Source organism: Rhodococcus sp. Q (genome assembly GCF_005503035.1).
Lineage (GTDB): Bacteria > Actinomycetota > Actinomycetes > Mycobacteriales > Mycobacteriaceae > Rhodococcus_G.
Genome location: NZ_SCOY01000034.1, coordinates 26,133 through 52,707 on the forward strand (window position 1 = coordinate 26,133; position 26,575 = coordinate 52,707).

Consider the following 26,575-nt stretch of genomic DNA (forward strand, 5'->3'; position numbering starts at 1 on the left):
GGGGGGCTGGGGTGGCGGGCGTGGTATTCCTGGGATTCGTTCTGATCCTGACCATCGACCCCCGGTACTTCTACGTCGACGACACCGAGTCGGGCGCGGTAGGCAACTGGATCCAGCTCGGACATCTGATGCGGGAGGGCCAGTGGTTCCCGACACTGGTGCTCGACCAGTGGATGGCAGGCAACTATCCCGTCGAAGGCCAGGGCGGATTGTGGAATCCCGTCCAGATGGCGATCAACTATGCGGCCCCGTCGGTGGACAACCTGGCCTTGCTCGCGACGGCGGTCAAGCTCGGGTTCTCGATCGTCCTCGGGTGGGGTGTCTACCGGGTGGCGATGGAGTACGGCGCCAGCCCGGCCTGGGCCGCGGTCGCGGGCGCAGCAGCACCGTTCGGGGGTTTCACCCTGTACTTCGAGGACCCGTCCTGGGTCACCTCGCTGATCGGCATGGCGTGGGTGGTCCAGGCCTGGGCCAGTGGGGTCCGGTACGCGCGCGGCCGGTCAGGACCACTGCCTCTGTTCGCATTCCTCTACCTCGCAATCAGCGTCGGCTACGCGCATTCCGCATTGATGGCGGGGGTGCTGATCGGTTGCCTGATGATCGGCGAGTACCTGTACCAGCGACGACTGCGACCGTCCCTGCTCCTCGGTGGCGTCGGCGTCGCCGCCGCAGCGTGCGGCGCCGTCACGTTTCTGCCAGGGATGCTGTCCTCGTCGGTGACCTGGCGTACCGGTGAAGAGGGCGCCCTCAACGACAACTTCCTCACCGCGCCCTGGTCGGAGACGTTCACCGCGAGCATTCCGTCGTCCGTGTCGAGCATCGAGTCGTGGACCGGGGAGACGACCACCGCCCCGATCACCTACATCGCCTGGTTCGCGATCCCGGCGCTTGCGTTCATCGCGTGGCGCAAGGCCCAGCCCGCGATGCGGGAGTTCTCCGGAGCGATCCTGCTGCTCGCCTTCATCCTGCTGTTCACCGCGGGACCGAGTGACATCGGACAGATCCGCTGGCCTGCGCGGCTGCTGCCGTTCGTCGCCGTGATCTCGTTGGTGCTTCTGGCGGCGCTGCTCAGCCGATACGGCACGACACGCCCGCTACGGCCCCGGCTGGTCGCGGCCGGGCTGATCATCCTGGTGCTGGTGCTGCGTGCCAGCTCGTCGGGTCCCCAGTACTTCGGACGCCACGTCATGTGGGGCGTGCTGATCGCCGTTTTCGGTGCCCTGGCCCTGTACCTGGCCCGACGATTCGGCGACCGCGCGGTCGCGGCACTTCTGATCGCGACGATCCTGCCGGTCCTCCTCTACCAGGTGTCCACGTATCCGCAGGCCCTGAACAAGTGGTACCTACCGACCTCGCAGTCCGAGGCCAAGGAGGGCTTTCCCGACTTCGAGGGCACCACCCTTCAGCTCGGCAGCCGCAGCCTGATCCGGATCGACGCGGAATCCACGGAACTGCCCTGGCAGTCGCAGGTGTACGGCAACTACGCCAAGGACCTGGACCTGACCTATGTCAACGCGTACACGCCGGTTGGGCATCGATGGTTCTCCGCGATGCTGTGCATGGAGTTCGACGGGTCGACCTGCCCCAACGCGCTCGAGAACGTGCTCACCGTCGATCCCTACACCGGCCGGAGTTTCGCCGACCTGATGCTCGTCGATCGGATCGTGCTGCAGGACAAGCAGTACCCCGACGCCGCAGACAACCCACCGCCCGCCGGCTGGACGTGGGTGAGCGTGCCCGCGCCGGCCGCGAGCCAGGTACACGTGCTGGAGCGCATCGCCGGTCCGGTGTCCACACAAGCCGGACGGGTGAGCGCGACGGTCGGGACCGAGGTCGTCCCCGAATCGGCAGAGGTCGACTCCGAGCGGCTCCGGGTCACCGCTCCCGACGGCGGCAGCGTGGTCTTCGCCCGCCTGGCCTGGCCGGGGTACACGGCCACCCTGAACGGTGCCCCGCTGCAGACCAAGGGGCTGGGCGACATGTTCCTCATGGTCGACCTGCCACCTGGCACCACGGACGCGGAACTGGTGATCGACTTCCGGCCTCCGGGCCAGCGCCTGGGCTTCGCGGCCGCTGGGTTCGGGCTCGTGCTGATCGTCGCGCTGTCCGGGCTGTACTACTTCCGCGACCGCCCGCGCTACCGCGTCAGGACCACGGACCAGGTGCCGTCGAAGACCGCCTGACTGCACTTGGATGCCTCGCTGTCGACGCATTCCTGCAACCCGGACAGGTCGGGGCGACAGGGGTACGCGGGAGGGATCAGATCATGGACGATCCCACCGATGCCGGCGACGAGGCACACGGCGGCCACCGCCTTGACCCAGAGGCGGACCGAGCTGCCGAGCACCGCGAACAGCTGAACGGCAACGATCGCGGATGGGACCACGATGTGCCGCTGGAAGTGCAGCGGCGACGCGACCATCGCCGAGCCGTACGCCGTGACCGCGGCCCCGAGCAACACCGCGAACAGCAACCAGAGGACAGGCGACGTCCGCGGCAGGGCATACACCGAGACCCCGACTGCCGACACCAGCCAGGCAGCGGCCGCGACGGAGAGGAACGTCGTGCCGCCGATCAGGTCGGCGTCGCCTACGAGCCAGCCTCCGCCGACTCGCTCGTAGGCCGCTCTGGCCAGTAACGCCGGCGTCCCACCGCCCGGTGTCGAACGCTGCGAGGTGAGATACACCGACAACTGGATGACCGCGGACACGGCCGCCGCCGCGAGAACCCTCAGCGAATGCGAGGTCCGGCCGTTCCGCCACCACCGCCACACGACGAACGGAACGAGGAACACACTGAGCGGGCCGCTCAGGCCGAGCGCACCGACGACGAGAAGTTCGGCGATGCGCCCGGCTCGGGTCCGCGGATCCCCGCTCAGCACGAGCAGAAGCAGGCAGATGCCGCCGACGAAGATCAGGTTGGCGATGTTCCCGTACGCCTCCCACATCGGCGGCAACACGCACAGGACCGCGAACAGGGCGGCGCGCAGCATCGGGGTGGGTATCAGCCACCCGATGCGTGGCGACAGCGCAGGGGTGAGCATCGCGAGATGAACGGCCATGGCCGCTGCCACATACAGGATCGGTGTCGCGGTCACGGTGGCTGGGGAAAGGAAGGCGGACAACGCTCGCGGGATGAGATGGAGATAGCCCGCGTACGGTTCGACGATCGCCCGGAACCCGTCGCTGTAGGCGTCGGAGAGGAAGACCTGGCCGTCCTCCGCGAACAGCGACGCCATCCGAAGCCGATCGATACCCCGGGCGCTGAACACCACGACCGCCGCGACGACGATCACGGACGGCCCGAACGGGATTCGACCGGCTGACGTATTCGACTGCCCCCCGGGTGGCACCTGTGTGTGCGAGGTCACGACTGGACGGTACTTCCACCCCGCCCGGCGGTGTCAGCGGCGCACGCCGGCGCCCCGAGTAAACTCCCAGCCCGTGACCTCCGACGATGCCCGACCCTCGGCGGCGCCGCATCGGATCTCCGTCGTGGTGCCGGTGTACCAGGGCGCCCAGACGCTGCGCGCGCTGATCGACGAGATCCTGCCGTGGACGACTGCCCGCTTCACCCCGAAGGGCCGTCCCATGGTCGTCGAGGAGATCCTGCTCGTCTTCGACCACGGCCCCGACGACTCCGCCGGGGTCATCCGGCGGCTGGCGGCCGAGCACGACTTCGTGCGGCCGATCTGGCTGAGCCGCAACTTCGGTCAGCATCCCGCGACCCTGGCGGGCATGGCATCCAGCGGGGGCGAGTGGATCGTCACCATGGACGAAGACGGCCAACACGATCCCGCTGCGATCGGTGGCCTGCTCGACACCGCTCTCGACGAGCAGGCCACCGTCGTCTACGCGAATCCGACGAACCCCGCACCGCACGGGATGCTGCGCAACGCAGCCTCCCGCGGCTCGAAGTGGCTGATCGCACGAGCACTCTCCGGCGACAACACCCGCAGCTATCAGAGCTTCCGCCTGGTCCTCGGCGAGGTCGGTCGCTCGGTGGCCGCGTACGCCGGATCGGAGGCCTACCTCGATGTCGCGCTCGGCTGGATCGCAGGCGATGTGACGACCAGCCCGGTGGTCCTGCGCGAGGAGCACGGCCGCCGCTCGGGCTACCACCTGCGCAGCCTGCTCTCCCACTTCTGGCGCATGGTGCTCTCCAGCGGCACCAAGGGCCTGCGTATGGTCAGCTTCATCGGCGTGCTGTTCGCCGTGCTCGGCCTCGCACTGGTGCTGTACGTGCTGGTGTCCTACCTGTTCTTCGACGTCCACAGCGAGGTTCGGGGCTGGGCGTCGACGATGGTGATCCTGCTGTTCGGTATGGGTGCGATCCTGTTCTCCCTCGGAGTGATCGCCGAGTACATCGGGGTTAACGTGAAGACCGCGATGGGCAAGCCGCCCTACCTGATCGTCGGGGACCCGGCAGCGGGTCCGCTCGGACGTGTCGAGCCTGTCCCGCACGAACATCGCACCGACCCAGCGGACTCCTGACGTGGACACCCCGACCTGGATCGTGGGCGGCGGCGGACTGCTCGGCAGCGCCGTCAACCGCGAACTCCGGCGACGGGGCCTGCGGGTCGAGACCAGCCGGGTCCCCTGGCACGACGGCGCCCTCGCCAGGCAGGTCCTCTTCGCGGACGCGCGCCGGGTGATCGACTCGGCCGAGGGCGGACCCTGGCGGCTCGTCTGGTGCGCCGGGATCGGGGTGAACGGCACGACCTCCGAAGAGTTCGCCGCGGAGAACGCCGTCGTGTCCGACGTGCTGGACGAGATCGCGCGGATCACGCGCGGCTCCGCCGGACCGGGTGTGGTCCTACACGCCTCCTCGGCGGGCGGGGTGTACGCCGCCTCGTCCGGTGCGCCCTACACGGAGGACACCGACCCGGCCCCGCTCGGCGACTACGGCCGCGCGAAGCTGGTGGCGGAGCAACTGATGCACCGCTTCGGCGCCGACACGGGATCGTCTGTCGTCGTCGGACGGTTCGCCAACCTGTACGGACCCGGACAGAACCTGACCAAGCCGCAGGGACTGATCTCGCACCTGTGCCGCGGTTACCTGATGTCGGCACCGATCTCGATCTACGTCCCGATGGACACGATGCGCGACTACCTGTTCGTGACCGACGCGGCCGCGATGGTCGCCGATGCCCTCGACCGCGCGGAGGACCGACCCGGCGAGCAGGTCACCAAGATCTTCGCCTCGGGCCAGAGCACCACCATCGGCGCGCTGCTCGGCGCCTGCCGGACCGTCTTCCGCCGCAAGCCCACCGTCGTCCTCGCGTCGTCGCCGCTCGCGAACGTCCAGTCCGGGGACCTCCGATTGCGCTCGACGGTCTGGCCGGAACTCGATCGCCGGTCCTACCGGACCCTGCCCGCGGGAATCGCCGCCACCCTGGAGGCGACGCGGCGTTCGCTCGGTCGGTAACCGATCAGCTCGCCGGGCCGGACGAGTCCAGCACAGCCTCGCCCGCCTCGGCGTACGCCCGTTCCGTCGCGTCCTTCTGCGGACGCCACCACTGCTCGTTGTCGCGGTACCAGTCGATGGTCGCGGCAAGCCCGGAGCGGAAGTCCCGGTACCGCGGCTGCCAGCCGAGCTCGGTTCGCAGTCGGGCGGCGTCGATGGCATAGCGCATGTCGTGACCCGGCCGGTCGGTGACCGCGTCGAAATCGTCCGGATCCTTGCCGAGCAGCTCCAGGATGGTCCGCACGACGGTACGGTTGTCGACCTCGCCGTCCGCGCCGATCAGGTACGTCTCCCCCGGCGTGCCGCGCTCGATGATCGTCCACACTGCGCGGTTGTGGTCGTCGACATGGATCCAGTCCCGGACGTTGAGGCCATGCCCGTAGAGCTTCGGCCGTACGCCGTCGAGGACGTTGGTGATCTGCCGCGGGATGAACTTCTCCACGTGCTGGTACGGCCCGTAGTTGTTCGAGCAGTTCGAAATGGTCGCGGGGATGCCGAAGGAACGAGCCCAGGCACGGACCAGCAGGTCGCTCGACGCCTTCGTCGAGGAGTACGGGCTCGACGGGTTGTACGGGGTGGACTCGGTGAATCGGGCCGGGTCGTCGAGCTCCAGATCGCCGTACACCTCGTCGGTCGAGATGTGGTGATAGCGGATCCCGTGCTTGCGAATGGCCTCCAGCAGCGTGAAGGTGCCGATCACGTTGGTCCGCACGAACGGGGACGGATCGTTCAGTGAGTTGTCGTTGTGCGACTCCGCCGCGAAGTGGACGACGAGATCCGTCTCGGCGACCAGCCGGTCGACCAGGTCGGCGTCTGCGATGTCGCCGTGCACGAAGTCGATCCGGTCCCGGACCCGCGCCAGCGACTCGACATTGCCCGCGTAGGTCAGCGCGTCGAGGACGGTCACCTTCACGTCGGGCCGCTCGTCGACGGTCTGCTGGACGAAATTGGCACCGATGAAGCCGGCGCCACCGGTCACGAGAAGCTTCACAGTCCGCACGATACCGGTGGCCGGAGTTTGCCGGAGAATCGAACACTGGAACACTTCCCGCTATGCGCGGAATCATTCTGGCCGGTGGAACCGGGTCCCGGCTGCATCCGATCACGCTCGGGGTCAGCAAGCAGTTGGTGCCCGTGTTCGACAAGCCGATGATCTACTACCCGCTGTCGACCCTGATGCTGGCCGGTATCCGCGACATCCTGGTGATCACCACACCAGCGGACTCCGACCAGTTCCGTCGGCTCCTCGGTGACGGCTCCCGCTTCGGCGTCTCCCTGACCTACCTGGTGCAGCCCGAGCCGAACGGGCTCGCGCAGGCGTTCGTGCTCGGCGCCGAACACATCGGTTCGGACTCCGCTGCGCTCGTGCTCGGCGACAACATCTTCTACGGGCCCGGGCTGGGTACCAGGCTGACCCGGTTCGAGCAGATCGACGGCGGCGCCGTGTTCGCGTACTGGGTCGCCGACCCGACCGCGTACGGCGTGATCGAGTTCGACGACGGCGGTCGTGCGATCTCGCTGGAGGAGAAGCCCTCGCAGCCACGGTCCAACTACGCGGTGCCGGGCCTGTACTTCTACGACAACGACGTGGTGTCCATCGCCCGCGATCTGAAGCCGTCGGCGCGCGGCGAGTACGAGATCACCGACGTCAACCGCGCCTACCTCGAGGCAGGCCGACTGCAGGTCGAGGTGTTGCCGCGTGGCACCGCCTGGCTGGACACCGGAACCTTCGATTCGCTGCTCGACGCCTCGAACTACGTGCGCACCATCGAGGAACGGCAGGGTCTGAAGATCGGCGCCCCGGAAGAGGTGGCCTGGCGTCGGGGCTTCATCACCGACGACGAGCTTCGGGTGCGGGCCGAGGCTCTCGTCAAATCTGGTTACGGCAACTATCTGCTCGGTCTGCTCGACCGTGGCAAGGAGTGATGAGATGCGGTTTCGCGAACTGAAGATGTCCGGCGCGTGGGAGTTCACGCCGCAGCAGTTCGGTGACGATCGCGGCGTGTTCTTGGAGTGGTTCCGGGACCCCACCTTCACTGAGGCCACCGGTCGCACCCTCGATCTGGCTCAGGCCAACTGCTCGGTCTCCGCTGCCGGGGTGCTGCGCGGAATCCATTTCGCGGACGTGCCGCCCGGTCAGGCGAAGTATGTGACGTGCGTCCGGGGCGCGGTCCTCGACGTGGCGGTGGACCTGCGGGTCGGGTCCCCGACGTTCGGGGTGTGGGACGCGGTCCTGCTCGACGACGTCGACCGCCGTGCGGTGTTCCTCAGCGAGGGTCTCGGCCACGCGTTCCTCTCGCTCGAGGACGAGTCCACCGTCGCCTACCTGTGCTCGACCGGGTATGCACCGGGACGCGAGCACGGCGTCGATCCACTCGATCCCGAGATCGGCATCGACTGGCCCACCGTGGGCCGCGACGGTACCCCGTTCGAGTTCCGACTGTCGGACAAGGACGCGGCGGCTCCGTCACTCGGCGCCGCGGTGGAGTCCGGGTTGCTGCCGCGGTTCGACGCCGGTACCGACCCCCTCGGGTAGGGTGCACCGGGCAAGCGGGCAGCACCACCACCGATGAAGGACCACCAGTTGACCGACCGAGGTCCCCACGACCCGAGTTCGGGCACCACCGTGCCGACCCCGCCCGCGGGCATGTCGGGTGGCGCCGGACCACTGATGCGGCTGGTGAAGAACCAGGGGCTTGCGTTCCTGCTCGTCGGTGGGTTCAACACGGCACTCGGAACGGCCTGGTTCATCGCCTGGCAGCTCGCCGTCGGCGACCGATTCGGCTATCACTTCGCGATCGTCGCCGGCTACGTGTGCAATGTGCTGTGCGCGTTCGCGATGTACCGCTACCTGGTGTTCCGCGTCCGCGGGCACCTACTGCGGGACCTGTGGCGGTTCGTCGTGGTCAACTTCGGCGCCTTCGCGATCAACATGGCCCTGATGACGTTGGCGGTGTCCGTGTTCGGTTTCCCGCCGATTCCGGCGCAGATCGCGATCACCGCGGTGACCGCGACCGCCAGCTTCTTCGGGTATCGAGATTTCTCGTTCAGTAGAAAGAAAAGGTCTGATTCCGCATGACGCCTCGGGTCTCCGTCGTCGTTCCGGCGTACAACAACGCCGACTACATCGCCGAAACCATCGACTCGATCCTTGGGCAGACGTTCGAGGACTTCGAGTTGATCATCGCCGACCACGCGTCGAGCGACGGCACCCTTGCGGCGCTCGCCCCCTACGCCGACGATCCCCGCGTCACCATCCTGCACACCCCTGCCGGTGGTGGCGCCAAGGCCAACTGGGATCGCGTCAGCCAGGCCGCGACCGGCAACCTGATCAAGCTGGTGTGCGGCGACGACACTATCTTCCCGACCTGCCTCGCCGAGCAGGTCGCCGCATTCGACGAGTACCCGGAGACCGTACTCGTCGCCTCGCAGCGCACCCTGGTCGACGCGGCCGGCAAGACCGTGCTTGCGGCACGAGGACTGGCGGGCCTGTCCGGGCCGGTCAGCGGGCGGGTCGCCGCACGACGGGCCGTGACCGCGGGCGCGAACATCTTCGGAGAGCCGGGCTGCGTGCTCATGCGCCGGGCAGTGCTCGAGAAGATCGGCTGGTGGGACGACGCCAACCCCTATCTGATCGACGAGGCCACGTACGTCGGCGTCGCACTGCACGGTGACGTCGTGGCGATCCCCCGTCCACTGGCGTCCTTCCGCATCAACGCAGGCCAGTGGAGCGTTCGTCTGGCCCGCCAGCAGGCATCCCAGGCGGCAGCGTTCCACGAGGCGCTGCGGGACGCAGAGCCGGGACTGCTGTCCGCGATGGACGTGCGGATCGGCAACGCCAAGGCACTGGGCACCTCGTTCATGCGCCGCGCCGTCTACATGGTCCTGAAGCGCCGGATGGGCTGACCGGGCGGTCGCTCAGTTCCAGCCGATGCCGAGGGACCCGATGGCCACGGACCCGAGACCGGTGAGGCCGAAACCCTCGACGAGGGAGCCGGTGTTGGCGGAACCGGTGTTGGACGAGCCCGTGTTGACGGAGCCGAGGTTGGTGGATCCGGTGTTCGCGGAGCCCACGTTCCCGGACCCGGTGTTGGCGGATCCGACGTTGCCGGATCCGGTGTTCGCGGAGCCCACGTTCCCGGACCCGGTGTTCGAGGAACCGATGTTGTGGGAGCCGGTGTTGTCGGGTCCGACGTTGTAGGAGCCGGTGTTGTTCTCGCCGACGTTGTTGGATCCGACGGCGCTGGCGGTGGTGGACGAGCCGCCCGGACCCGAACCGCCCGACGATCCCGTCGCGGTGAGATCGGACGATCCGATGCCGAGTGCCGACGCGATTTCGCGGCACGGCAGCACCGTCCCCGGAGCGGCGACCTGCGTGAGGACCGCGATGTCGGCGAGCCCGACGGGCTGGCAGGCGTGGACGGCGGCGGCGGGTCTCAGTGACCCGGTGTCGCCGGAACCGGTGTCCGCCTGCGCTGCTCCGGCGCCCGCGACGGCGAGCGCTGCGAGCGCCGCCCCGACGGCGGCCGCCCGGCCGGTGGTGGTCCGCGTGAACGTCTTCATGGAGTGCTCCCTCTCGAGCGAACTCTCAGTGAATTCCGGTTCCCTGCGGTCGTGACGGTACCGCCACGTGTGCTGGTGTGCGCGGCGAACCGCCGTCGTACGGAGCGGTTTACTCCGCCAACTGCTGCTTGGCGATCTCGGGGAGGTCCTCGGACGTCCCGCCGTCGTTCGATCCGTACCCGAGTTCGACGGAACCGACGTTCCCGACACCGGTTTCGGACGAGCCGACGTTGAACCAGCCGGTGTTCCCGTAGCCGATGTTGAACCAGCCGCTGTTCGACGAACCGAGGTTCAGGCCGCCCGTGTTCTCGAACCCGCCGTTCGCGGAGCCGGTGTTGGCCCACCCGAGGTTGTTGTCACCACTGTTGGCGAATCCGCCGTTCGCGGAACCCGTGTTGGCCCAGCCGACATTGCCGGTTCCGGTGTTGAGCGAACCCGAGTTCGCCGAGCCGGTGTTGGCCCAGCCGTCGTTGAACCAGCCGGTGTTCCCGACGCCCGTGTTGGACGAACCGGTGTTGCCGAAGCCCTCGTTGCCGAAGCCCGCATTGGCGGAACCGGAGTTGTCGGAGCCGGTGTTGCCGAAGCCCTCGTTGCCGAAGCCCGCATTGCCGGACCCGGAGTTGTCGGAACCCGTGTTGCCCCAACCGTCGTTGTCGAACCCGGTGTTGTACGACCCGGTGTTGGAGGAGCCGATGTTGGAGGAGCCGACGTTCGTCGAGCCGAGTGCGCCGTCGTTCAGTGCGTCGCCGGCGCTGCCGATGCCGACGAAACCGCGATACGGATCGGAGGCCGCCGCCGAGGCGGTGGCGGCGCCGGACGCGGACGAGGTGCCGTCGTCGCTGATGTCGCACGGGGCGAGGAGGGTGTCCCCGTCGAATTCCGAGCAGACGGTATCGACCGGCGGTGCGGCGTGGGAGACCCCGGCGGAGCCGACGGTGCCGAGCGTCGCCGCAACGGCGACGGTGTGGAGTGCGGCACCACGACGGGCGGTGGTCCAGCGGGTGGGCGCGCGATGAGAGCCGGCCATGGTGACATCCTTCCCAGGGCCCAGCGGCCGCCGGTCGATACGGTCAACAGAACACCGTGTCGACGTTGAACACCGTGCCGCAGGGACGATCAGGTCACCCGCGGGTGCAGCGTAACCGAGGGGGTCGCACCCCGCACTGCCTGGGATTGAGGCGATCCGGGGCTAGCCGGACCGTTCGACGCGGGCGTAGGCCGCCTCGGTTTCCGCCTTCCGTGGGCGCCACCACGCCTCGTTGTCGCGGTACCACTCGACGGTCGCCTCCAGTCCGGCGCGGAAGTCGCGGTAGCGCGGTTGCCAGCCGAGTTCGGTGCGCAGCAGCGTGGAGTCGATGGCGTATCGCAGGTCGTGTCCGGGCCGGTCGGGGACGTGGTCGAAATCGCCTGCGTCACGTCCGAATATCTCGAGCAGGGTGGCGACGACGGTCCGGTTGTCGACTTCTCCGTCGGCACCGATCAGGTACGTCTGGCCGATCCTCCCGCGGTCGAGGACGTCCCACACGGCGCGATTGTGGTCGTCGACGTGAATCCAGTCGCGCACGTGGCGTCCCGCCCCGTACAGCTTGGGTCGCTCACCGTCGAGGAGGTTGGTGATCTGACGCGGGATGAACTTCTCCACGTGCTGGTAGGGGCCGTAGTTGTTGGAGCAGTTGGAGATGGTGGCGCGGACACCGAACGAGCGCACCCATGCCCGCACCAGCAGGTCGCTGGATGCCTTCGTCGACGAGTACGGGCTCGACGGGTTGTAGGCGGTGTCCTCGGTGAAGCGCGCGGGGTCGTCGAGTTCGAGGTCGCCGTACACCTCGTCGGTGGAGATGTGGTGGTACCGGACGTCGTGCCTGCGAACCGCGTCGAGCAGCGTGTAGGTACCGACGACGTTGGTCTGCACGAACGGCCACGGATCGCCGAGCGAGTTGTCGTTGTGCGATTCGGCGGCGAAGTGCACGACGGCGTCCGCGTCTGCCACGAGCCGGTCGACGAGGTCCGGATCGGTGATGTTGCCGTGGACGAAGGTGATTCGGTCCGCGACGGCGTCGAGGGAGCTGCGGTTGCCGGCGTAGGTGAGGGCGTCGAGGACGGTGACGTCGACGTCGGGCCGTTCGGTGACGGTCTGGTGGACGAAGTTGGCACCGATGAACCCGGCACCGCCGGTGACGAGCAGCCTCATGTGCAGGAACAGTACCGGCCCGCGCCCGGTCACCGGCGCCCGTGAATGCGGTCGGCCAGCTGGTCGAGGATCAGGTCGAGTCCACGATCGAACTCGTTTCCGTAGGCGTAGTCGGCACCGATCACCATCTCGCGCATCATCTCGGTGAGGTACGGATAGGTGTCGGCGGGCAGGTCGATGTCGCCGACGAATTCCTCGGCGGTTTCGCCCGCGTCGAACGGGAGCGTGACCTCGGTCAGCACGAACCCGTACACGTAGGCGTCGATGACGGAGAACGCCTGCGCGGCGAGGTCAACGGAGAACCCACCTCGGCGGAGGAAGCCGAGGACGGCGTCGTGGTGTCGCAGCAGCGCCGGACCGGGACGTCGTCGTGACTCGATCAGCGGCAGCGCCCAGGGGTGGGCGGCGAGCACGGACCGCGCGGACGCCGCGCGCTGCGTCATCGCGGGGCGCCACCGCTCGGCGGGATCCGGCAACCGGATCTGGGCGAACACCCAGTCCGCGAGGCCGTCCAGCAGTTCGGCCTTGCCCGCGACGTGGTGGTAGAGCGACATCGCCTCGACGCCGAGTTCCTTGCCGACTCCGCGCATGCTGACGGCGGTCAGCCCTCCTCGATCCGCGACGCGAGCGGCGGCGGCGACGATTGCGTCCCGGCTGAGTCCTGGCCGTTGCGTCATGTCGTCCTTCCACACCCCTTGCGAGACTTACACCTGTAAGCCTAGTCTTCACACCAAGACTTACAGGCGTAAGGGAGAAACCCGATGAAGGCCGCGGTAGTCGATCGATACGGTCCACCCGACGTAGTGCGGGTGGCCGACGTACCCACCCCCGAACCCGGCGCGGGCGAGGTGCGCGTCCGCGTCGACACAGCGGCGGTCACCGTCGCCGACGCGAGAATCCGGGGTGCGCGCTTCCCCCACGGCTTCGCCCCGTTCGCGCGTCTGGCGTTCGGTGTCACCCGACCACGCCGCACGATCCTGGGCAACACCTTCTCCGGTGTCGTCGAGCAGATCGGCCCGAAGGTCGACACATTCGACGTCGGCGATCCGGTGTGCGGGATGACCGGCATGCGGATGGGCGCGCACGCCGAGCACGTCGTCGTTGCCGCCCGACGCATCGTCCACACACCCTCGGAGGTGAGCCACACGGACGCCGCCGCGGTCCTGTTCGGCGGCACCACCGCACTGCACTTCCTCAGGGACCGGGCCCGGTTGCGTCCCGGCGAGTCCGTTCTCGTCAACGGCGCATCGGGAGCCGTCGGAACGTGCGCCGTCCAACTCGCGACGCTCCTCGGCGGCCGCGTCACCGCCGTCACGAGCACCCCCAACGTCGCGCTGGCGACCCGGCTCGGCGCCGACCGCGTCGTGGACTACACGACGACCGATCCGTTCGACACCACCGACCGCTACGACGTGGTGCTCGACACCGTCGGCACCGTCTCCCCCGCCCGCGGCAGACGGGTCCTCACCGCCGACGGTCGACTCCTGCTCGTCGCGGCCGACCTGTGGACCACGGCGACGCCGCGGCGCGGCGTCCACACCGGCACCTCCGGTGAGGTGCCCGACGACTTCCGGTATCTGCTCGACCTGGTTGCGGCCGGGAAGCTGACCCCGGTCGTCGACGACCTCGGCGGCCTGGGCGACATCGCCGACGCTTACGCCCGGATAGATTCCGGGCACAAGGTGGGGAACCTCGTCATCGCTCCCGGGTCGTGAGCGTGGACGTGGCGGCCGCACGCCGGGCCGCCAGTGTGCGCCGGACGTACAGACCGACGAGGACGACGGCGACGACGATCACGACGTACTGCAGAACCGAGGAGTACCGCTCGACCTGCGACCAGTTCTCCCCGAGGAAGTACCCGGCGAGGATGAAGATCGAGTTCCAGATCCCGCTGCCGAGCACGGTGTACAGCACGAACGTGCCGAGCGGCATCCGCGAGACCCCCGCGGGGACGGAGATCGCGCTACGCACCAGCGGCACCATCCGGCCGAAGAACACGGCCTTGGTTCCGTGCCGGGTGAACCACTCCTCCCCCTTCCGCAGGTCGTCGACGGAGATCAGCGGCAGCCGGTCGACGATGCGGGTGAGGCGGTCCATTCCCACGGCGAGGCTGATCCAGTAGAGGACGAGCGCCCCCACCACCGAGCCGGCCGTCGTCCACGCGATCGCCTCGACCAGGGTCATCGAGCCGCGGGCGGCGGCGAACCCCGCGAGCGGCAGGATCACCTCGCTGGGGATGGGCGGGAAGAGGTTCTCGATGCCGATGGCGATGCCGGCGCCCGGTCCCCCGATGGCATCCATCAGGTCCACTGCCCAGTCGGCGACAGCACCGAAGAGTCCATCGGAGGTCGTGTCGGCGGCGAGTGCAGAAGTCACCGCATCGATCGTACCGACCCTTCCCGGCCAAACGGACAATCAGGACAGTCCACACGTCGCGACGACACCGAGTCGGCGGCCACACCGTGGAACACTGCTCCCCATGCGCGGAATCATTCTGGCCGGCGGCACGGGGTCACGGCTGCACCCGATCACGATCGGAGTGAGCAAGCAACTGGTCCCCGTCTACGACAAACCGATGATCTACTACCCGCTGTCCACCCTGATCCTCGCCGGAATCCGCGACATCCTCGTCGTCACCACCCCCGAGGACGCCGGACAGTTCACCCGCCTGCTCGGCGACGGCTCCCAGTTCGGCGTCTCCATCACCTACGCGACACAGGACAGGCCCGACGGCCTGGCCCAGGCGTTCGTCATCGGCGCCGACCACATCGGCAACGACACCGTCGCGCTCGTGTTGGGCGACAACATCTTCTACGGCCCCGGGATCGGCAGCAAACTCAGCCGCTTCGAATCCATCGACGGCGGAGCGGTGTTCGCGTACCAGGTGTCCGACCCGTCCGCGTACGGCGTCATCGAGTTCGATCACAACGGTCGCGCGGTCTCGCTGGAGGAGAAGCCGGCGACACCGAAGTCGCAGTTCGCCGTGCCGGGCCTGTACTTCTACGACAACGACGTCGTCGGCATCGCCCGCGACCTGCGGCCGTCCGCGCGCGGCGAATACGAGATCACCGACGTCAACCTCGCCTACCTGGACGCCGGACGCCTGCAGGTCGAGGTTCTCCCCCGCGGCACTGCGTGGCTCGACACCGGCACCTTCGACTCCCTGCTCGACGCGTCCAACTACGTGCGCACCATCGAGCAGCGACAGGGCCTCAAGATCGGTGTACCCGAGGAGGTGGCGTGGCGACGCGGCTTCATCGACGACGACGCGCTGCGCATGCGCGCCGAGAGCCTGGTGAAGTCCGGCTACGGCGACTACCTGCTCGGACTGCTCGAACGTGGAAAGGACTGGTGACGTGGAGTTCCGCGAACTGAGGATCGCAGGGGCCTGGGAGATCACCCCCCGCCGGTTCGGCGACGACCGCGGCGTGTTCCTCGAGTGGTTCAAGGACTCCGCCTTCCAGGCTGCGGTGGGCACACCACTGGACCTGAAGCAGGCGAACTGTTCGGTGTCCGCCGCGGGTGTGCTGCGCGGCGTCCACTTCACCGACAATCCACCCGGGCAGGCCAAGTATGTCACCTGCGTGCGCGGCGCGTTCCTCGACGTGATCGTCGACCTGCGGTTGGGCTCAACTACTTTCGGGCAATGGGACTCGGTGCTCATCGACGACGTCGACCGCCGCGCCGTCTACCTGTCCGAGGGCCTCGGACACGCGATCCTCTCCCTCGAGGACAACTCGACGGTCATGTACCTGTGCTCCATCGAGTACACGCCGAGCCTGGACCGGGACCTGCACCCCCTCGACCCCGACGTCGCGATCGACTGGCCCACCGTCGGCCGTGACGGGGCGCCACTCGAGTTCCAGCTGTCCCCGAAGGACACGGCGGCACCGTCCCTGGCAGAGCTGATCCGGGCGGGAGTGCTGCCGCGGTTCTGACGGCACCGACGACGCGACACGGACACCAAACAACGCCGACAACAGGCGGTTTGGTTCGCCGTGTCCGACAATGGTCGGGTCGGGCGACCGCCCGCGTACAGGATCGATCACCTTTATGGGAGGGACGGTCATGTCCGAACCAACATCGACAAAGCAAGGCTGGGCACAAGGAACATCGATAGGCGCCGCAATCATCATGGTGACCGTCGGCATCCTGCAGTTCCTCCAGGGAATCGCCGCCGTCGCCGAAGACCAGGTCTTCGTGGTGGGCATCGAGTACGTCTACCAATTCGACCTGACCAGCTGGGGTTGGATTCACATCGTCATCGGCGCAATCGTCGCGGCGGTCGGTTTCGCCCTGTTCACGGGCGCGTCCTGGGCGAGGCTGTCGGCCATCGTCGTCGCCTCGATCTCGATGATCGCGAACTTCCTCTGGATTCCGTACTACCCGTGGTGGTCGCTCCTGATCATCGCTCTCGACGTCGTGGTGATCTGGGCCGTGTCGACCTGGAAGCCTGCCAACGACTGACGCAGTGCTCGTTGCGGCCCACCCGGATTCGTCGGGCGGGCCGTGACGTCGCGTCGGCAGGGTGGTTCCCCAGCTCCCGGTCAGTGGGACTCGGCCGGGCCGGGTTCCGCTCGACGGCGGCCGGGCCGAGAACGACTCCGCCACACAGCCGTTGGGTTATTCCTGGACGGCGCAGCCCTCCCTCCTGCCGGCGAAACGAGCGGGCGCCGAGCACCTCGGACGTCGCGTTCTTCCGCTCAGCGGGCGCACGAATTGCTCCCGGATACGCGTGTTGGAAATCTCAACCTGTGACGAGCGTCACGACCATTCCCACGCGCATTCCAGGAGTGCTCCATGAGTTCACACGGTCCAGGGACTGTCGACCGAGACCTTCGCACCTCCCCCACGGGCAGCCCCGCGGAACCTCCGTCGCAGTTGCGCAAGGTCGCGCTGTCGAGCCTTCTGGGCACGACGATCGAGTACTACGACTTCCTGCTGTACTCGACGATGGCAGCACTCGTGTTCGGGGACCTGTTCTTCCCGACCTCGAACGCCGCGGTGTCCACCATCGCCGCGTTCGGCACACTGGCCGCCGGATATCTGGCACGCCCGATCGGCGGCGTCGTCTTCGGGCATTTCGGTGACACGCTGGGTCGCAAGTCGATGCTCGTGATCACCATGGGGATGATGGGTGTGGCGAGCCTCGCGATCGGCCTGCTGCCGACGTACGAGCAGATCGGCGTCCTCGCTCCCGTACTGCTGGTCACCCTGCGGGTCGTGCAAGGCATCGCGGTCGGCGGCGAATGGGGCGGTGCGGCCCTGATGGTGGCCGAGCACTCCGATGCCCGCCGGCGCGGGGCCTGGACCGGAATCATGCAGCTCGGATCGCCGATCGGCTTCCTGACGTCGACGCTGGCAGTGATGCTCGTCAGCCTCCTGCCGAGTGAGGCCTTCGATTCCTGGGGCTGGCGTCTACCGTTCCTCGCGAGCGCCCTGCTGCTGGTGATCGGCCTGTACGTCCGTCTCAGCGTGGTCGAGAGCCCGGTGTTCCAGCAGGCCGCCGACGCCGCGAACGACGAGAGCCGCGCGAAACTGCCGGTGCTCGAGGTGCTCCGCCGTCCCCGCCCGCTCGTCCTCGCCTGCGCCGCGGGAATCGGGCCGTTCGCACTCACCGCCCTGACGACCGCGCAGATCATCGCCTACGCCAAGTCCATCGGCTACGAGGTGCCGACGGTCATGCGCGCCCTGGTCATGATGTCGATCGTCTCCCTCGTCTGCATCCCCGGCTTCGCAGCACTGTCCGACCGGATCGGCCGCCGAACCGTGAGTCTCACCGGTGCCGTTCTCGCACTGCTGTACGCCTTCCCGCTGTACATGCTGATCAACTCGAAGTCCGCCCTGCTGCTGACCGCCGGTCTCGTCGTCGCCCAGGTGATCCAGAACCTGATGTACGCGCCGCTCGCACCGATGTTGTCGGAGATGTTCGGGACGACCGTGCGCTACTCCGGCGTGTCACTCGGGTATCAATCGGCCAGTCTCATCGGTGCCGGTTTCACTCCGCTGATCGCGAGTGCTCTCGTGGCGGCGGCAGACGGTTCGAGTGTGCCGCTCAGCCTGGTCATCGTCGTCACCTCGGGAATCACGATCCTCGCGGTGTGGGCGGCATCCGAGACCCGCGGCAAGGATCTGCACGAGAGCCCGAACGAGTCACGATGAGCAGGTAATTCGCGCTCGAGCTCGAGAACAACGGGGGTTGCGGTGTGCCCGTCGGTGGACGGGCACACCGCAATCCCGCTCAGTACTCACACCTGGAGAGTCACGATGTCCATTGCGCACGGATCGGACGAGTCGGTTCCCTCGGCGGGTGTCGACCGGGTGGCCCTTGTCGTGGGTGTGTTCCGGGACCACACCCGGTTGACCCTCACCGAAGTGTCGCGCCTTACAGGTATTCCGCGCACGAGTACGTTGAGGATGCTCGAACGCCTGGTGAGGCTGGGATGGCTTCGTCGCGTGGACGGCGGATACGAATTGGGGCCGTCCCTTGCCGAGATCGGCGCCCTCGCCCTCTACCGCGCCAGCCTCGACGCCTCCGTGACCTCGCTTCTCGGCGAGCTGCACCATTCCACCGGTCACATCGTCCACATGGGCGTCCTCGACGGACGAGACGTCCTCTATCTGCACAAGGTGGGCGGGACGAGCGAACACGGGATCATGACCCGGGTCGGGTCACGAGTTCCTGCTCGATCGTCGACCATCGGAAAAGCCATCCTGTCGGCAGCAGGCGTCGCCCATCCGATTGGTGACCGCGGCGTCGCGTTCGGTTCGTGCCCGACGGGCTTCTCCTGCATCGGTGCGCGGGTCGGCCTCCTCGCGGGCGCCGAGGTGGGGATCTCGGTGACCGCGCCGTCCGGCGACATCCGGTTCGATCGACGCGACGCCGCGCCGGTCCGAATGGCTGCGGCCGCACTGGGCCAGTACTTCTCGGCGGTCGCACCGCCCGGCCCTCGCTGACCTGGGACACCGCTCGCCTCGCGGATCGCGTCGCCCCGGCGGTGGCCCGAGCTGCGATTCTTCCGTTCCCCGGAAGCACGAGTTGTCCGGGAAACTCCGACACTGCCACTGTCCGCACCATGACCTCGACTCTCACATCGACTGTCGCCGAACAACTCATGGCGATCGAGCAGATCAAACGCACGTTCGCGGCCCGCCTCCGCTGCATGGACGAGAAGCAGTGGGAGGTCTACCCGACCCTGCACACCGAGGACGTGGTGTCCGAGACGTGGGGCGGGTTGCCGAGTGACAAGCAGCCGCAGTCGGGCGGCACCTCGAATCGTGTTGTCGGGAGGGAGAACCTGACGCGGGCCATCAGCACCATGCTGGGCGGACCGACGACGGTGACCACCGTCCACCACGGACACACACCCGAGATCGAGCTGACCTCCGACACGACGGCCAGCGGAATCTGGGCGATGGAGGACAAGCTGTGGTGGACCAACGGCGACACGGAGGAACACCTCCACGGTTACGGGCACTACCACGAGGAATACCGGCTGGAGGACGGCCGGTGGCTCATCTCCTACCGACGGTTGTCGCGGCTGCGCGAGGACGCCACCCCGGGCTTCTTCGACTTTCTCGAGCCGCTGTGAATCCGCTCTTCGCCCCGCTGTCGATCGGTTCGCTCGATCTCCCCAACCGGCTGGTCATGTCCCCCATGACACGTGAGCACTCGCCCGGCGGCGTCCCCGGCGACGACGTCGCCGCGTACTACCGCAGGCGCGCCGAGGGTGGCACCGGCCTGCTGATCACGGAGGGTGTCGCGATCGATCACCCGACGGCGGTCGACAGCCCCGCCGTTCCGCGGATGTCCGGCGACGCCGCCCTCGCAGGCTGGCGCCGCGTCGTCACGGGGGTGCATGCCGCGGGCGGACGAATCATCCCGCAGTTGTGGCATGTCGGCCCACTCTGGGGCGCCATGGGTGATGTCGATCCGAACCTGAAACCCATGCGCCCGTCGGGAGTGTGGGGACGCGTCGGACGGACCGTGTATCCGACCGACTACATCGAACGGGCCGCGGCGCCCACCGCCCCGATGACCGAACGCGACATCGCCGACGTGATCGAGGCCTACGTGCGATCCGCGCGCAATGCGGTCGACGTCGGATTCGACGGTATCGCCATCCACGCCGGACACGGTTACCTGCTGGACTCGTTCCTGTGGGAACCGACGAACCACCGCACCGACGGCTGGGGCGGCGACCCGACGCGCCGGCTCGCCTTCCCGGTCGAGGTGGTCCGCGCGATTCGGCGCGAGATCGGGCCTCGGCTGCCGATCTTCTACCGTTTCTCGCAGCACAAGCAGCAGGACTACGGTGCCCGGATCGCGGAGAGCCCCCTGGAGCTGGAGCGAATCCTGGTCCCACTCCGCGACGCCGGGGTGGACGTGTTCGACGCGAGTGCTCGCCGGTTCGATCAGCCCGCCTTCGACGGCAGCGCTCTCACGCTGGCGGGGTGGGCGAAGAAGGTCACCGGCGTCGTGAGCATGGCCGTGGGCAGCGTCGGCCTGAGCACCTCCCTGCGTGAGGCCGGGACACCCGAGCCCGTGAGTCTCGACGGGCTCTTCCGAAGACTGGACACGGAGGAGTTCGACCTAGTCGCCGTTGGTCGCCTCCACATGGCCGACCCGTCGCTCGCGCAGTGCATTCGATCCGGAGGTCCACTTCCCGCTTTTCGGCGCGACGTCCACGAGACCCGACTGCACTGACCCCGTCGTGTCGGGGTCAGGAGGGGCGCGGAACGGGGACCGGGGGTCCGCCTGCCGCGAGCAGCCCACTGGGCAGCGTCTTGCCGAGGTGCCCGGAGACCAGGCGTGCGGCGTCGAGGACCCTGGCGACGTCGATGCCGGTGGGGATGCCGCCGTCCTCGAACATGTAGACCAGCTCCTCGGTGGCGATGTTGCCGCTGGCACCGGGCGCGAAGGGGCAACCGCCGAGTCCCCCGACGGACGAATCGAACTGGCGGACACCGAGCATGTAGGCGGCCCACGCGTTCGCGAGACCCTGCCCGCGGGTGTCGTGCAGGTGCAGGCCCACGTCGACGCCGGGTGCCGCCGCCATCACGCGACCGAGCACGTCGGTGACGCGGACCGGGGTCGCGGTGCCGATGGTGTCGGCGACCGCGAGCGCGTCGGCGCCGGATTCGAGTGCGCGCCGGGTGATCTCGGCGACCCTCTCGGGCGGCGTCGGCCCGTCGAACGGGCAGTCGAAAGCGATCGCGACGATGACCTCGAGGTGCCCGCCCGCCTCGTGGACGAGGTCGGCGATCGGGGCGATCAGCGCGAGGGAATCCTCGCTGCTGCGACCGACGTTGGCCTGGGAGTGCCCCTCGGACGCCGACACCACGTATTCGAGGCGCGTGACGCCGGAGGCGAGCGCCCGGCGCACCCCGCCCATCCCGGCGACCAGCGCGGAGAACTCCACGCCCGGCCAGCGTTTCAGTTCGGCTGCAACGGCTTCCGCATCGGCGAGGGCGGGCACGGCACGCGGTGAGACGAACGACGTCACCTCGATGCGGCGCACACCGGTGGCGACGAGGGCGTCGACGAACTCGAGTTTCGCTTCGGTGCTCAGCGGCTCCTCGATCTGCAGGCCGTCGCGCGGGCCGACCTCGCGGATGTCCACTCCAGGGACGGCGCTCATGCGATGGTCCCGGCGTCACGCAGGCGCGCGAGGGCGGCCGTGTCGTAGCCGAGGAGTTCGGTGAGCACCTCGTCGGTGTGGGTGCCCGGTTCGCTCGCGCCGCCGAAGCGGACGCCGCCCGCGGTGTCGCTGAGCTTCGGGATCACACCGACGCCCTTGACGGGTTCGGGGTCGTAGCCCTCGTCGCCGGGCGCCTTGGAGGGGTCCACGTGGTCGACGAACATGTCGCGGGCGGTGAATTGCGGGTCGACCATCACCTCGGCGACCGTGTTCACCGGACCGGTCACCACCTCGAATTTCGTGAGGATCGCGACCAGGTCCTCCGCGGTGTACTGCGCGGCCCACTGCCCGATCATCTCGTCGAGTTCGTCCTGACGCTCCCCGCGCGCGGTGTGGTTGGCGTAGCGCGGATCGGTGCCGAGTTCGGGGCGTCCCATCGCGGCGGCCAGGCGCATCCACAGGGTGTCCTGGTTGGCGGCGATGATCACCCACAGTCCGTCCCTGGACTTGTAGATGTTCGACGGCGCGATCCGATCGAGGCGGGTGCCCGACGGCTGCCGCACGTGCCCGGTCTTGTGGTAGTCCGGGACCGTCGACTCCTGGATCGCGAGCGAGGCCTCACTCAGCGCGGCGTCGACGACCTGACCACGACCGGTGCGCTCGCGGGCGTACAGCGCGGCGAGGACACCCTGGAACGCGAACATGCCGCCGAGGCTGTCTCCCAGCGAGAGGGCGATGCGCGGCGGCGCCTGGCCGGGGAAACCGTTGAGGTGACGCAGTCCGCTGATGCCCTCGGCGACGGACGCGTAGCCCGGCCGCTCGGAATACGGCCCGGTCTGGCCGTAGCCGGAGACGCGGGCCAGGATCACGCGCGGGTTCAGCTCGCACAGGACGTCGTACCCGATGCCCCACCGTTCCAGGGTGCCGGGGCGGAAGCTCTCGACGACGACGTCGGCGGTGCGGGCCAGTTCGAGGAAGATCTCCTTGCCCGCATCGGTGCGCAGGTCGAGGCTGACGCAGCGCTTGTTGCGCGCGTGCACGCGCCAGAAGAGCTTCTGCCCGCCCTGACCCCAGTCCCGCAGCGGGTCGGGGCGGTCCGGCGCCTCGATCTTGACGACGTCCGCTCCCATGTCGCCGAGCAGGCGGCCGCAGTACGGTCCGGCGATCAGGGTGCCGAGTTCGAGTACGCGGATGCCGTCGAGAGCGCCGCGGGAGGCCGCCTCGGTGGGCGTGGGGGCGTTCGTCATGTGGTGAGCCTTCGGGTCGGTGGCGTGACGCTCTGGCGGGATCCGTCCGGTCACCATACCCAACCGTATGGTGGCCGGTCGGCCCGTCGCGGCGGCCTGACGTGACATACACAACGACAGCCGCGCGACCCCGGGGGAACAACGCGGACGGGAGTACCGTTGTAGAGGCTGACGGCGTCCGGTTCATACCCCGGGTACCACATTAAAATCGTCGCTGAGAGCGACCACTTGCCGAGAGGCGATATGGCGGGCGTCGTCACCCGAAGCCGCCGGTGCTTGCACCGGCGGCTTCACCTTTGTCTGCGGTTCAGCGGCCGATCTTCAGCATGCGGCCGAACGTGGCCTGCCACAGCGAGCCGTCGGGCCCGATCGTTCCGGTGAGCTGCAGTGGCTCGTCGACCGGGGCGTCCCCGACCTGCTGGTACGCGCGGCGTTCCCCGGTGGTGAAGTCGACGGCCGTGTAGTAGACCGGGCCGATCTGCTGGATCGGGGCCGCCGAGCCCACACCGTCCGCGACGGGACCGTAGGTGAGCGCGTGGATCAACCCGTCGCCCCGGGACAGGCGCGGCAGGCTCGCCATGCGGTCGGCGCTCTCCCACACTCGCCTGCACCCGTCGTCACCGACGTCGATCCTGGTCATGCCGCCCACGAACGTGGCCTGCGGCGGGTCGCTCGGACCCGGCACCGCCTGCGGCGGATAGACGAACCCGTAGGTGCTCGGGATGACCAGCGAGTTCCCCCATGCCATCGGCGAATTCTCCGTCCCCTGCCCCGAGTTCTCGAAGGCAGGCATCCGGCACACCTCCGATCCGTCGTCCGATCGGTACACGATCAGCTCGGGGCGGACGGCGTCGTCGACGATCGCCACCCAGCCGTCCCCACCCGGCCCGAAGTACGTGGGAGTGGTTCCCGAGCCCGGACCGAGCTGCCCCGGCTTACGCACCTCCCCTGCCGTGTAGGGCGCCCGCCAGACCACGCTCGGCGTGCCGCCGTCGCCCACCCGCATCTCGTACAGGGCCCTGCTGGTCAGCACCGACACACCGCCGGGTCGCACCGAGAGTCCGTTGGTGAGCGTTTCGCCCTCCGGCAGGTGGCTGGACGCGACCCGGCCGTCGGCGCCGACGACTCCGACCAGGCCGTGGGTGGTGACGAACCAGATTCCGCCGTCGTAGTCCGGTGCCACGCTGGTGACCGCATCCCCTGCGGGGAGGTGCGCGGCCAGGTCGATCCTCTCGTCGACGAACAGCTCCCACCGACCGTCGGCGGTGCGCCGATGCGCGACCTTGTCGATCGTTCCGCGCCCGTCTGCCACGACCACCCGGTCGCGCGAGTCGAGGTAGCCGTAGACACCACCGAGCAGCCCGCCCTTGGGCAACTCGATGGACGCGATCGGCGCCGCCGTGGCCGGATCGAAGAGCTTCACCGTCGGCACCATCACCGCGGGCGGATTCACGCCGACGTATGCGGTGCACAACGACACCGGCATCCCGTCCGAGCCGATGAACGTGGCAGCGCACACCCCGCCGGGTACAGACGACCCCAGCAACCGCGCGCCCGGTCCCGGGCCTGCGTGGGGCGTGGAGTCGGTCGACGCCAGATCGCCGTGCATCAGCGAGGTTCCCGCGGGACCGACGTCGGGCACGACGTCGGCTGCCACCGCGGGCCCGGCTCCCATCGACACCATGAGGGCGGCACCGAGGACCGTGCCCACCCGAGCGACTGCACTCCGCGACGATGCGCGCATCCGAAATTCTCCCGTTCTCCGATGGTCGAGGTGACCAGTCGTCCGGAGGACCGTAGCGGACGCCGGCCCCTCGGCGGAACACTGTGTCGCGCAGGGATTCGCGGGACTGCCACCCGCTACCTCGGAGTGACGCCCAGCAGCAGTGCCGTCTGCGTCGCGATCGGGTTCAGGTTCAACGCCTCCGGCGCCTGCTTCGCCTTGTCGTCCCAGGGCTGCGTGATGCTCGGATCGGCGTAGGCGATCCGGTTCGCGGATCGGACACCCGTGACACTGCCGAGCGGGGTCGTGCAGTTGGCGGCGGTGTTGAGCGGGGTGTCGTCGGTCATCGGGTCGAAGTCGGGGTTCTCCCGCTTCATCCGGTCCACCATCGCCTGCGAACCCTCGTAGCCCTGTGTGCACGGCGGCGGATCGTTGGTTTCGAGCAGCAGGCCCAGGTGCAGTGTGCCGTCGCCCGGCGCTGCCGTTCCCGCGCCCGCAGCGAGCGCAGGCAGGAAGGTCAGCAGGTAGTTCAGAGCCTGCGCCCGCGGTCCGAGCGCGGACACGACCTGCGACACGCTGTCGAGGTTGGCGCTCAGGTTCGGGCCGGCGGCGGCGAGCAACGATCCAGCAGCCTCACTGGCCCGCGTTCCGGTGTCGATCAGGTGTCGCAGGTCGGCGTCGCTGCCCTTCAGCTGCGCACTGATCCGGTTCACGTCGGCGCTGAACTGCCGGATCGCCGATGACTGGTCGGCCTGCGTCTCGACGACCGCCCGACCGTCACGGATCAGGGCCGTCGCCTGCGGCAGTGCCTCGATGCCTGCCTTCGACAGGTCGATCGTGGCGTCCACCAGCGTCTGCAGGTCGTCGCCGCGGCCGTCGAATGCGCGGCCCAGTTCGCGAACCGTGGTGGTGAGGGAGTCGACGGGGACGGTCCGCACCAGCGCGTTCGTGGACGCCAGCACCTGTTCGACGGGCACCGGGATCGCGGTGCGCTCGCGCGCGATGACGTCGCCGTCGGCCAGGTGCGGGCCGGTGTCGCTGTCGGGTTGCAGGTCGAGGTACTGCTCACCGATCGCGGACCGGTTCGCGACCACGGCGCGGGCGGACGCCGGAATGTCGGGGCCGCCGGTGTCGAGCATGAGGTCGACGCGGACGCCGTCCGACGTCAGGTGCAGGTCACCGACGGTGCCGACGGGAACGCCACGGTAGGTGACCTCGGCGTTGGTGAAGATGCCGCCGGAGTCGGCGAGGTCGGCGACGACGCGGTACTGGCCGAACCCGAGAAGATTGTCGATCCGGACGTAGCGGCCGCCGACGAAGAGCAGGCCGAGCAACCCCACGAGCACGAGCGCGCCCAACTGCAGCCGTGCCATGCGTGCGAGCGAGGGCACGTCCACCTCCGTCGATCGTCCGGTCACCACGGTCGACGTCCTGCCACCGCATTCTTCGCAGCGGAAACTACCCATTACGACGAGTTACATGCAACACAGAGTTACGTGCATCTCATTTGTCCTGCTGACCATCCGACGGCGGCGGCCGCCACGCGATACGGTCGATGCACACGACTGCGCAACAAGCGGGATGCGGGGCATGAACAGCGGCACACCGGTGCAGACCAGGCCGAACGGCCAGGGGGTGCTGCACGCGCTGCTCGTCCTCGTCACCCTCGCCGCCCTCCTCCTCGTCGGACACGAGCTACCACCCCAGCCCGCGCCCTCGGACGTTCCCGCGACCGTCGCGACCC

General features: G+C 68.5%; 26 protein-coding genes. 15 read left to right on the plus strand and 11 right to left on the minus strand.

Features of this window, described 5'->3' with window-relative positions:
* Positions 1–11 precede the first annotated feature (11 nt).
* Positions 12–2,183, plus strand: coding sequence for a hypothetical protein (locus FFS72_RS22245; RefSeq protein WP_249353462.1), 2,172 nt, complete (start codon positions 12–14; stop codon positions 2,181–2,183).
* Here the strand turns inward: FFS72_RS22245 and FFS72_RS22250 are convergent.
* On the minus strand, positions 2,138–3,370 hold the full coding sequence (locus FFS72_RS22250) for a hypothetical protein (RefSeq protein ID WP_137875980.1): 1,233 nt from the start codon (positions 3,368–3,370) through the stop codon (positions 2,138–2,140). The genes FFS72_RS22245 and FFS72_RS22250 overlap by 46 nt on opposite strands.
* A gap of 115 nt (positions 3,371–3,485) precedes the next feature.
* On the opposite strand from FFS72_RS22250, the gene FFS72_RS22255 reads away from it, so the two are divergent.
* Both FFS72_RS22255 and FFS72_RS22260 read left to right on the plus strand, forming a co-directional pair.
* Entirely contained in the window at positions 3,486–4,493 is a 1,008-nt protein-coding gene (locus FFS72_RS22255; protein WP_137876004.1) for a glycosyltransferase, read from the plus strand.
* A gap of 1 nt (position 4,494) precedes the next feature.
* Positions 4,495–5,427, plus strand: coding sequence for an NAD-dependent epimerase/dehydratase family protein (locus FFS72_RS22260; RefSeq protein ID WP_137875981.1), 933 nt, complete (start codon positions 4,495–4,497; stop codon positions 5,425–5,427).
* Between the two features lie 4 nt (positions 5,428–5,431).
* Here FFS72_RS22260 and rfbB (FFS72_RS22265) read toward each other — a convergent pair whose 3' ends face one another.
* Positions 5,432–6,457 (minus strand): dTDP-glucose 4,6-dehydratase, encoded by a 1,026-nt coding sequence (gene rfbB / locus FFS72_RS22265; protein WP_137875982.1) that lies wholly within the window; start codon positions 6,455–6,457, stop codon positions 5,432–5,434.
* 62 nt (positions 6,458–6,519) lie between these two features.
* Here rfbB (FFS72_RS22265) and rfbA (FFS72_RS22270) point away from each other — a divergent pair, with 62 nt between their 5' ends.
* Genes rfbA (FFS72_RS22270) through FFS72_RS22285 form a run of 4 tightly spaced genes read left to right on the plus strand, consistent with a single transcriptional unit; the run spans position 6,520 to position 9,372 of the window.
* Positions 6,520–7,392 carry a glucose-1-phosphate thymidylyltransferase RfbA gene (gene rfbA, locus FFS72_RS22270; protein ID WP_137875983.1) on the plus strand — a complete coding sequence of 291 codons (873 nt, stop codon included), beginning with the start codon at positions 6,520–6,522 and terminating at the stop codon, positions 7,390–7,392.
* A gap of 4 nt (positions 7,393–7,396) precedes the next feature.
* Positions 7,397–8,002, plus strand: a complete 606-nt coding sequence (locus FFS72_RS22275) for a dTDP-4-dehydrorhamnose 3,5-epimerase family protein (protein ID WP_137875984.1) — start codon at positions 7,397–7,399, stop codon at positions 8,000–8,002.
* A gap of 48 nt (positions 8,003–8,050) precedes the next feature.
* Complete coding sequence (locus FFS72_RS22280) at positions 8,051–8,545, plus strand: GtrA family protein (protein ID WP_249353463.1); 495 nt, start codon at positions 8,051–8,053, stop codon at positions 8,543–8,545.
* Positions 8,542–9,372, plus strand: a complete 831-nt coding sequence (locus tag FFS72_RS22285) for a glycosyltransferase family 2 protein (protein ID WP_137875986.1) — start codon at positions 8,542–8,544, stop codon at positions 9,370–9,372. Before FFS72_RS22280 ends, FFS72_RS22285 begins: the two co-directional genes overlap by 4 nt.
* Before the next feature lie 12 nt (positions 9,373–9,384).
* Here FFS72_RS22285 and FFS72_RS22290 read toward each other — a convergent pair whose 3' ends face one another.
* The 4 genes from FFS72_RS22290 to FFS72_RS22305 form a co-directional block, all read right to left on the minus strand.
* Complete coding sequence (locus FFS72_RS22290) at positions 9,385–10,029, minus strand: pentapeptide repeat-containing protein (RefSeq protein WP_137875987.1); 645 nt, start codon at positions 10,027–10,029, stop codon at positions 9,385–9,387.
* Positions 10,030–10,138: 109 nt separating this feature from the next.
* Entirely contained in the window at positions 10,139–11,056 is a 918-nt protein-coding gene (locus FFS72_RS22295) for a hypothetical protein (RefSeq protein WP_137875988.1), read from the minus strand.
* A gap of 162 nt (positions 11,057–11,218) precedes the next feature.
* Positions 11,219–12,220, minus strand: a complete 1,002-nt coding sequence (rfbB, locus tag FFS72_RS22300; protein WP_137875989.1) for a dTDP-glucose 4,6-dehydratase — start codon at positions 12,218–12,220, stop codon at positions 11,219–11,221.
* A gap of 29 nt (positions 12,221–12,249) precedes the next feature.
* Positions 12,250–12,897, minus strand: a complete 648-nt coding sequence (locus FFS72_RS22305; protein WP_137875990.1) for a TetR/AcrR family transcriptional regulator C-terminal domain-containing protein — start codon at positions 12,895–12,897, stop codon at positions 12,250–12,252.
* An 84-nt stretch (positions 12,898–12,981) separates the two neighbouring features.
* Between FFS72_RS22305 and FFS72_RS22310 the strand changes: the two genes are divergently transcribed.
* On the plus strand, positions 12,982–13,935 hold the full coding sequence (locus FFS72_RS22310) for an NAD(P)-dependent alcohol dehydrogenase (RefSeq protein WP_137875991.1): 954 nt from the start codon (positions 12,982–12,984) through the stop codon (positions 13,933–13,935).
* On the opposite strand, the gene FFS72_RS22315 is transcribed toward FFS72_RS22310, so the two are convergent.
* Complete coding sequence (locus FFS72_RS22315; protein WP_502704146.1) at positions 13,916–14,596, minus strand: DedA family protein; 681 nt, start codon at positions 14,594–14,596, stop codon at positions 13,916–13,918. The two genes, FFS72_RS22310 and FFS72_RS22315, sit on opposite strands and share 20 nt — an antisense overlap.
* A 103-nt stretch (positions 14,597–14,699) precedes the next feature.
* On the opposite strand from FFS72_RS22315, the gene rfbA (FFS72_RS22320) reads away from it, so the two are divergent.
* The 7 genes from rfbA (FFS72_RS22320) (at position 14,700) to FFS72_RS22350 (ending at position 20,927) form a co-directional block, all read left to right on the plus strand.
* Positions 14,700–15,575 carry a glucose-1-phosphate thymidylyltransferase RfbA gene (rfbA, locus tag FFS72_RS22320; RefSeq protein WP_137875992.1) on the plus strand — a complete coding sequence of 292 codons (876 nt, stop codon included), beginning with the start codon at positions 14,700–14,702 and terminating at the stop codon, positions 15,573–15,575.
* Between the two features lies 1 nt (position 15,576).
* The gene (locus FFS72_RS22325; RefSeq protein ID WP_137875993.1) at positions 15,577–16,158 is read left to right on the plus strand and encodes a dTDP-4-dehydrorhamnose 3,5-epimerase family protein; all 582 of its coding nucleotides are present in this window, start codon (positions 15,577–15,579) and stop codon (positions 16,156–16,158) included.
* A 130-nt stretch (positions 16,159–16,288) separates the two neighbouring features.
* The gene (locus FFS72_RS22330; protein WP_137875994.1) at positions 16,289–16,687 is read left to right on the plus strand and encodes a DUF7144 family membrane protein; all 399 of its coding nucleotides are present in this window, start codon (positions 16,289–16,291) and stop codon (positions 16,685–16,687) included.
* Between the two features lie 333 nt (positions 16,688–17,020).
* Entirely contained in the window at positions 17,021–18,382 is a 1,362-nt protein-coding gene (locus tag FFS72_RS22335) for an MFS transporter (RefSeq protein ID WP_137875995.1), read from the plus strand.
* 105 nt (positions 18,383–18,487) lie between these two features.
* A complete protein-coding gene (locus tag FFS72_RS22340) occupies positions 18,488–19,177 on the plus strand; it encodes an IclR family transcriptional regulator (protein ID WP_137875996.1) in 690 nt (229 codons plus the stop codon).
* Positions 19,178–19,296: 119 nt separating this feature from the next.
* Complete coding sequence (locus FFS72_RS22345) at positions 19,297–19,812, plus strand: nuclear transport factor 2 family protein (RefSeq protein WP_137875997.1); 516 nt, start codon at positions 19,297–19,299, stop codon at positions 19,810–19,812.
* Positions 19,809–20,927: an oxidoreductase gene (locus FFS72_RS22350; protein ID WP_137875998.1), complete on the plus strand. Its 1,119-nt coding sequence runs from the start codon at positions 19,809–19,811 to the stop codon at positions 20,925–20,927. The genes FFS72_RS22345 and FFS72_RS22350 overlap by 4 nt, the downstream gene beginning before the upstream one ends.
* 16 nt (positions 20,928–20,943) lie before the next feature.
* Here the strand turns inward: FFS72_RS22350 and FFS72_RS22355 are convergent, their stop codons facing one another.
* The 4 genes from FFS72_RS22355 to FFS72_RS22370 all read right to left on the minus strand — a co-directional run bounded on the left by FFS72_RS22355 (position 20,944) and on the right by FFS72_RS22370 (position 26,204).
* Entirely contained in the window at positions 20,944–21,861 is a 918-nt protein-coding gene (locus FFS72_RS22355) for a hydroxymethylglutaryl-CoA lyase (protein ID WP_137875999.1), read from the minus strand.
* Positions 21,858–23,108: a CaiB/BaiF CoA transferase family protein gene (locus FFS72_RS22360; protein WP_137876000.1), complete on the minus strand. Its 1,251-nt coding sequence runs from the start codon at positions 23,106–23,108 to the stop codon at positions 21,858–21,860. Before FFS72_RS22360 ends, FFS72_RS22355 begins: the two co-directional genes overlap by 4 nt.
* Positions 23,109–23,415: 307 nt before the next feature.
* The gene (locus FFS72_RS22365; RefSeq protein ID WP_137876001.1) at positions 23,416–24,852 is read right to left on the minus strand and encodes a hypothetical protein; all 1,437 of its coding nucleotides are present in this window, start codon (positions 24,850–24,852) and stop codon (positions 23,416–23,418) included.
* 116 nt (positions 24,853–24,968) lie between these two features.
* Positions 24,969–26,204, minus strand: coding sequence for an MCE family protein (locus tag FFS72_RS22370; RefSeq protein WP_137876006.1), 1,236 nt, complete (start codon positions 26,202–26,204; stop codon positions 24,969–24,971).
* Positions 26,205–26,575 lie beyond the last annotated feature (371 nt).

Bases quoted from the DNA above. Each gene is read 5' to 3' on its own strand.
- FFS72_RS22285 (WP_137875986.1), top strand. From the start codon at position 8,542: ATGACGCCTCGGGTCTCCGTCGTCGTTCCGGCGTACAACAACGCCGAC.
- FFS72_RS22365 (WP_137876001.1), bottom strand. From the start codon at position 24,852: ATGCGCGCATCGTCGCGGAGTGCAGTCGCTCGGGTGGGCACGGTCCTC.
- FFS72_RS22305 (WP_137875990.1), bottom strand. From the start codon at position 12,897: ATGACGCAACGGCCAGGACTCAGCCGGGACGCAATCGTCGCCGCCGCC.
- FFS72_RS22360 (WP_137876000.1), bottom strand. From the start codon at position 23,108: ATGACGAACGCCCCCACGCCCACCGAGGCGGCCTCCCGCGGCGCTCTC.
- FFS72_RS22340 (WP_137875996.1), top strand. From the start codon at position 18,488: ATGTCCATTGCGCACGGATCGGACGAGTCGGTTCCCTCGGCGGGTGTC.
- rfbA (WP_137875992.1), top strand. From the start codon at position 14,700: ATGCGCGGAATCATTCTGGCCGGCGGCACGGGGTCACGGCTGCACCCG.
- rfbB (WP_137875989.1), bottom strand. From the start codon at position 12,220: ATGAGGCTGCTCGTCACCGGCGGTGCCGGGTTCATCGGTGCCAACTTC.
- rfbA (WP_137875983.1), top strand. From the start codon at position 6,520: ATGCGCGGAATCATTCTGGCCGGTGGAACCGGGTCCCGGCTGCATCCG.
- FFS72_RS22290 (WP_137875987.1), bottom strand. From the start codon at position 10,029: ATGAAGACGTTCACGCGGACCACCACCGGCCGGGCGGCCGCCGTCGGG.
- FFS72_RS22330 (WP_137875994.1), top strand. From the start codon at position 16,289: ATGTCCGAACCAACATCGACAAAGCAAGGCTGGGCACAAGGAACATCG.
- FFS72_RS22310 (WP_137875991.1), top strand. From the start codon at position 12,982: ATGAAGGCCGCGGTAGTCGATCGATACGGTCCACCCGACGTAGTGCGG.
- FFS72_RS22275 (WP_137875984.1), top strand. From the start codon at position 7,397: ATGCGGTTTCGCGAACTGAAGATGTCCGGCGCGTGGGAGTTCACGCCG.
- FFS72_RS22370 (WP_137876006.1), bottom strand. From the start codon at position 26,204: ATGGCACGGCTGCAGTTGGGCGCGCTCGTGCTCGTGGGGTTGCTCGGC.
- FFS72_RS22335 (WP_137875995.1), top strand. From the start codon at position 17,021: ATGAGTTCACACGGTCCAGGGACTGTCGACCGAGACCTTCGCACCTCC.
- FFS72_RS22345 (WP_137875997.1), top strand. From the start codon at position 19,297: ATGACCTCGACTCTCACATCGACTGTCGCCGAACAACTCATGGCGATC.
- FFS72_RS22355 (WP_137875999.1), bottom strand. From the start codon at position 21,861: ATGAGCGCCGTCCCTGGAGTGGACATCCGCGAGGTCGGCCCGCGCGAC.
- FFS72_RS22295 (WP_137875988.1), bottom strand. From the start codon at position 11,056: ATGGCCGGCTCTCATCGCGCGCCCACCCGCTGGACCACCGCCCGTCGT.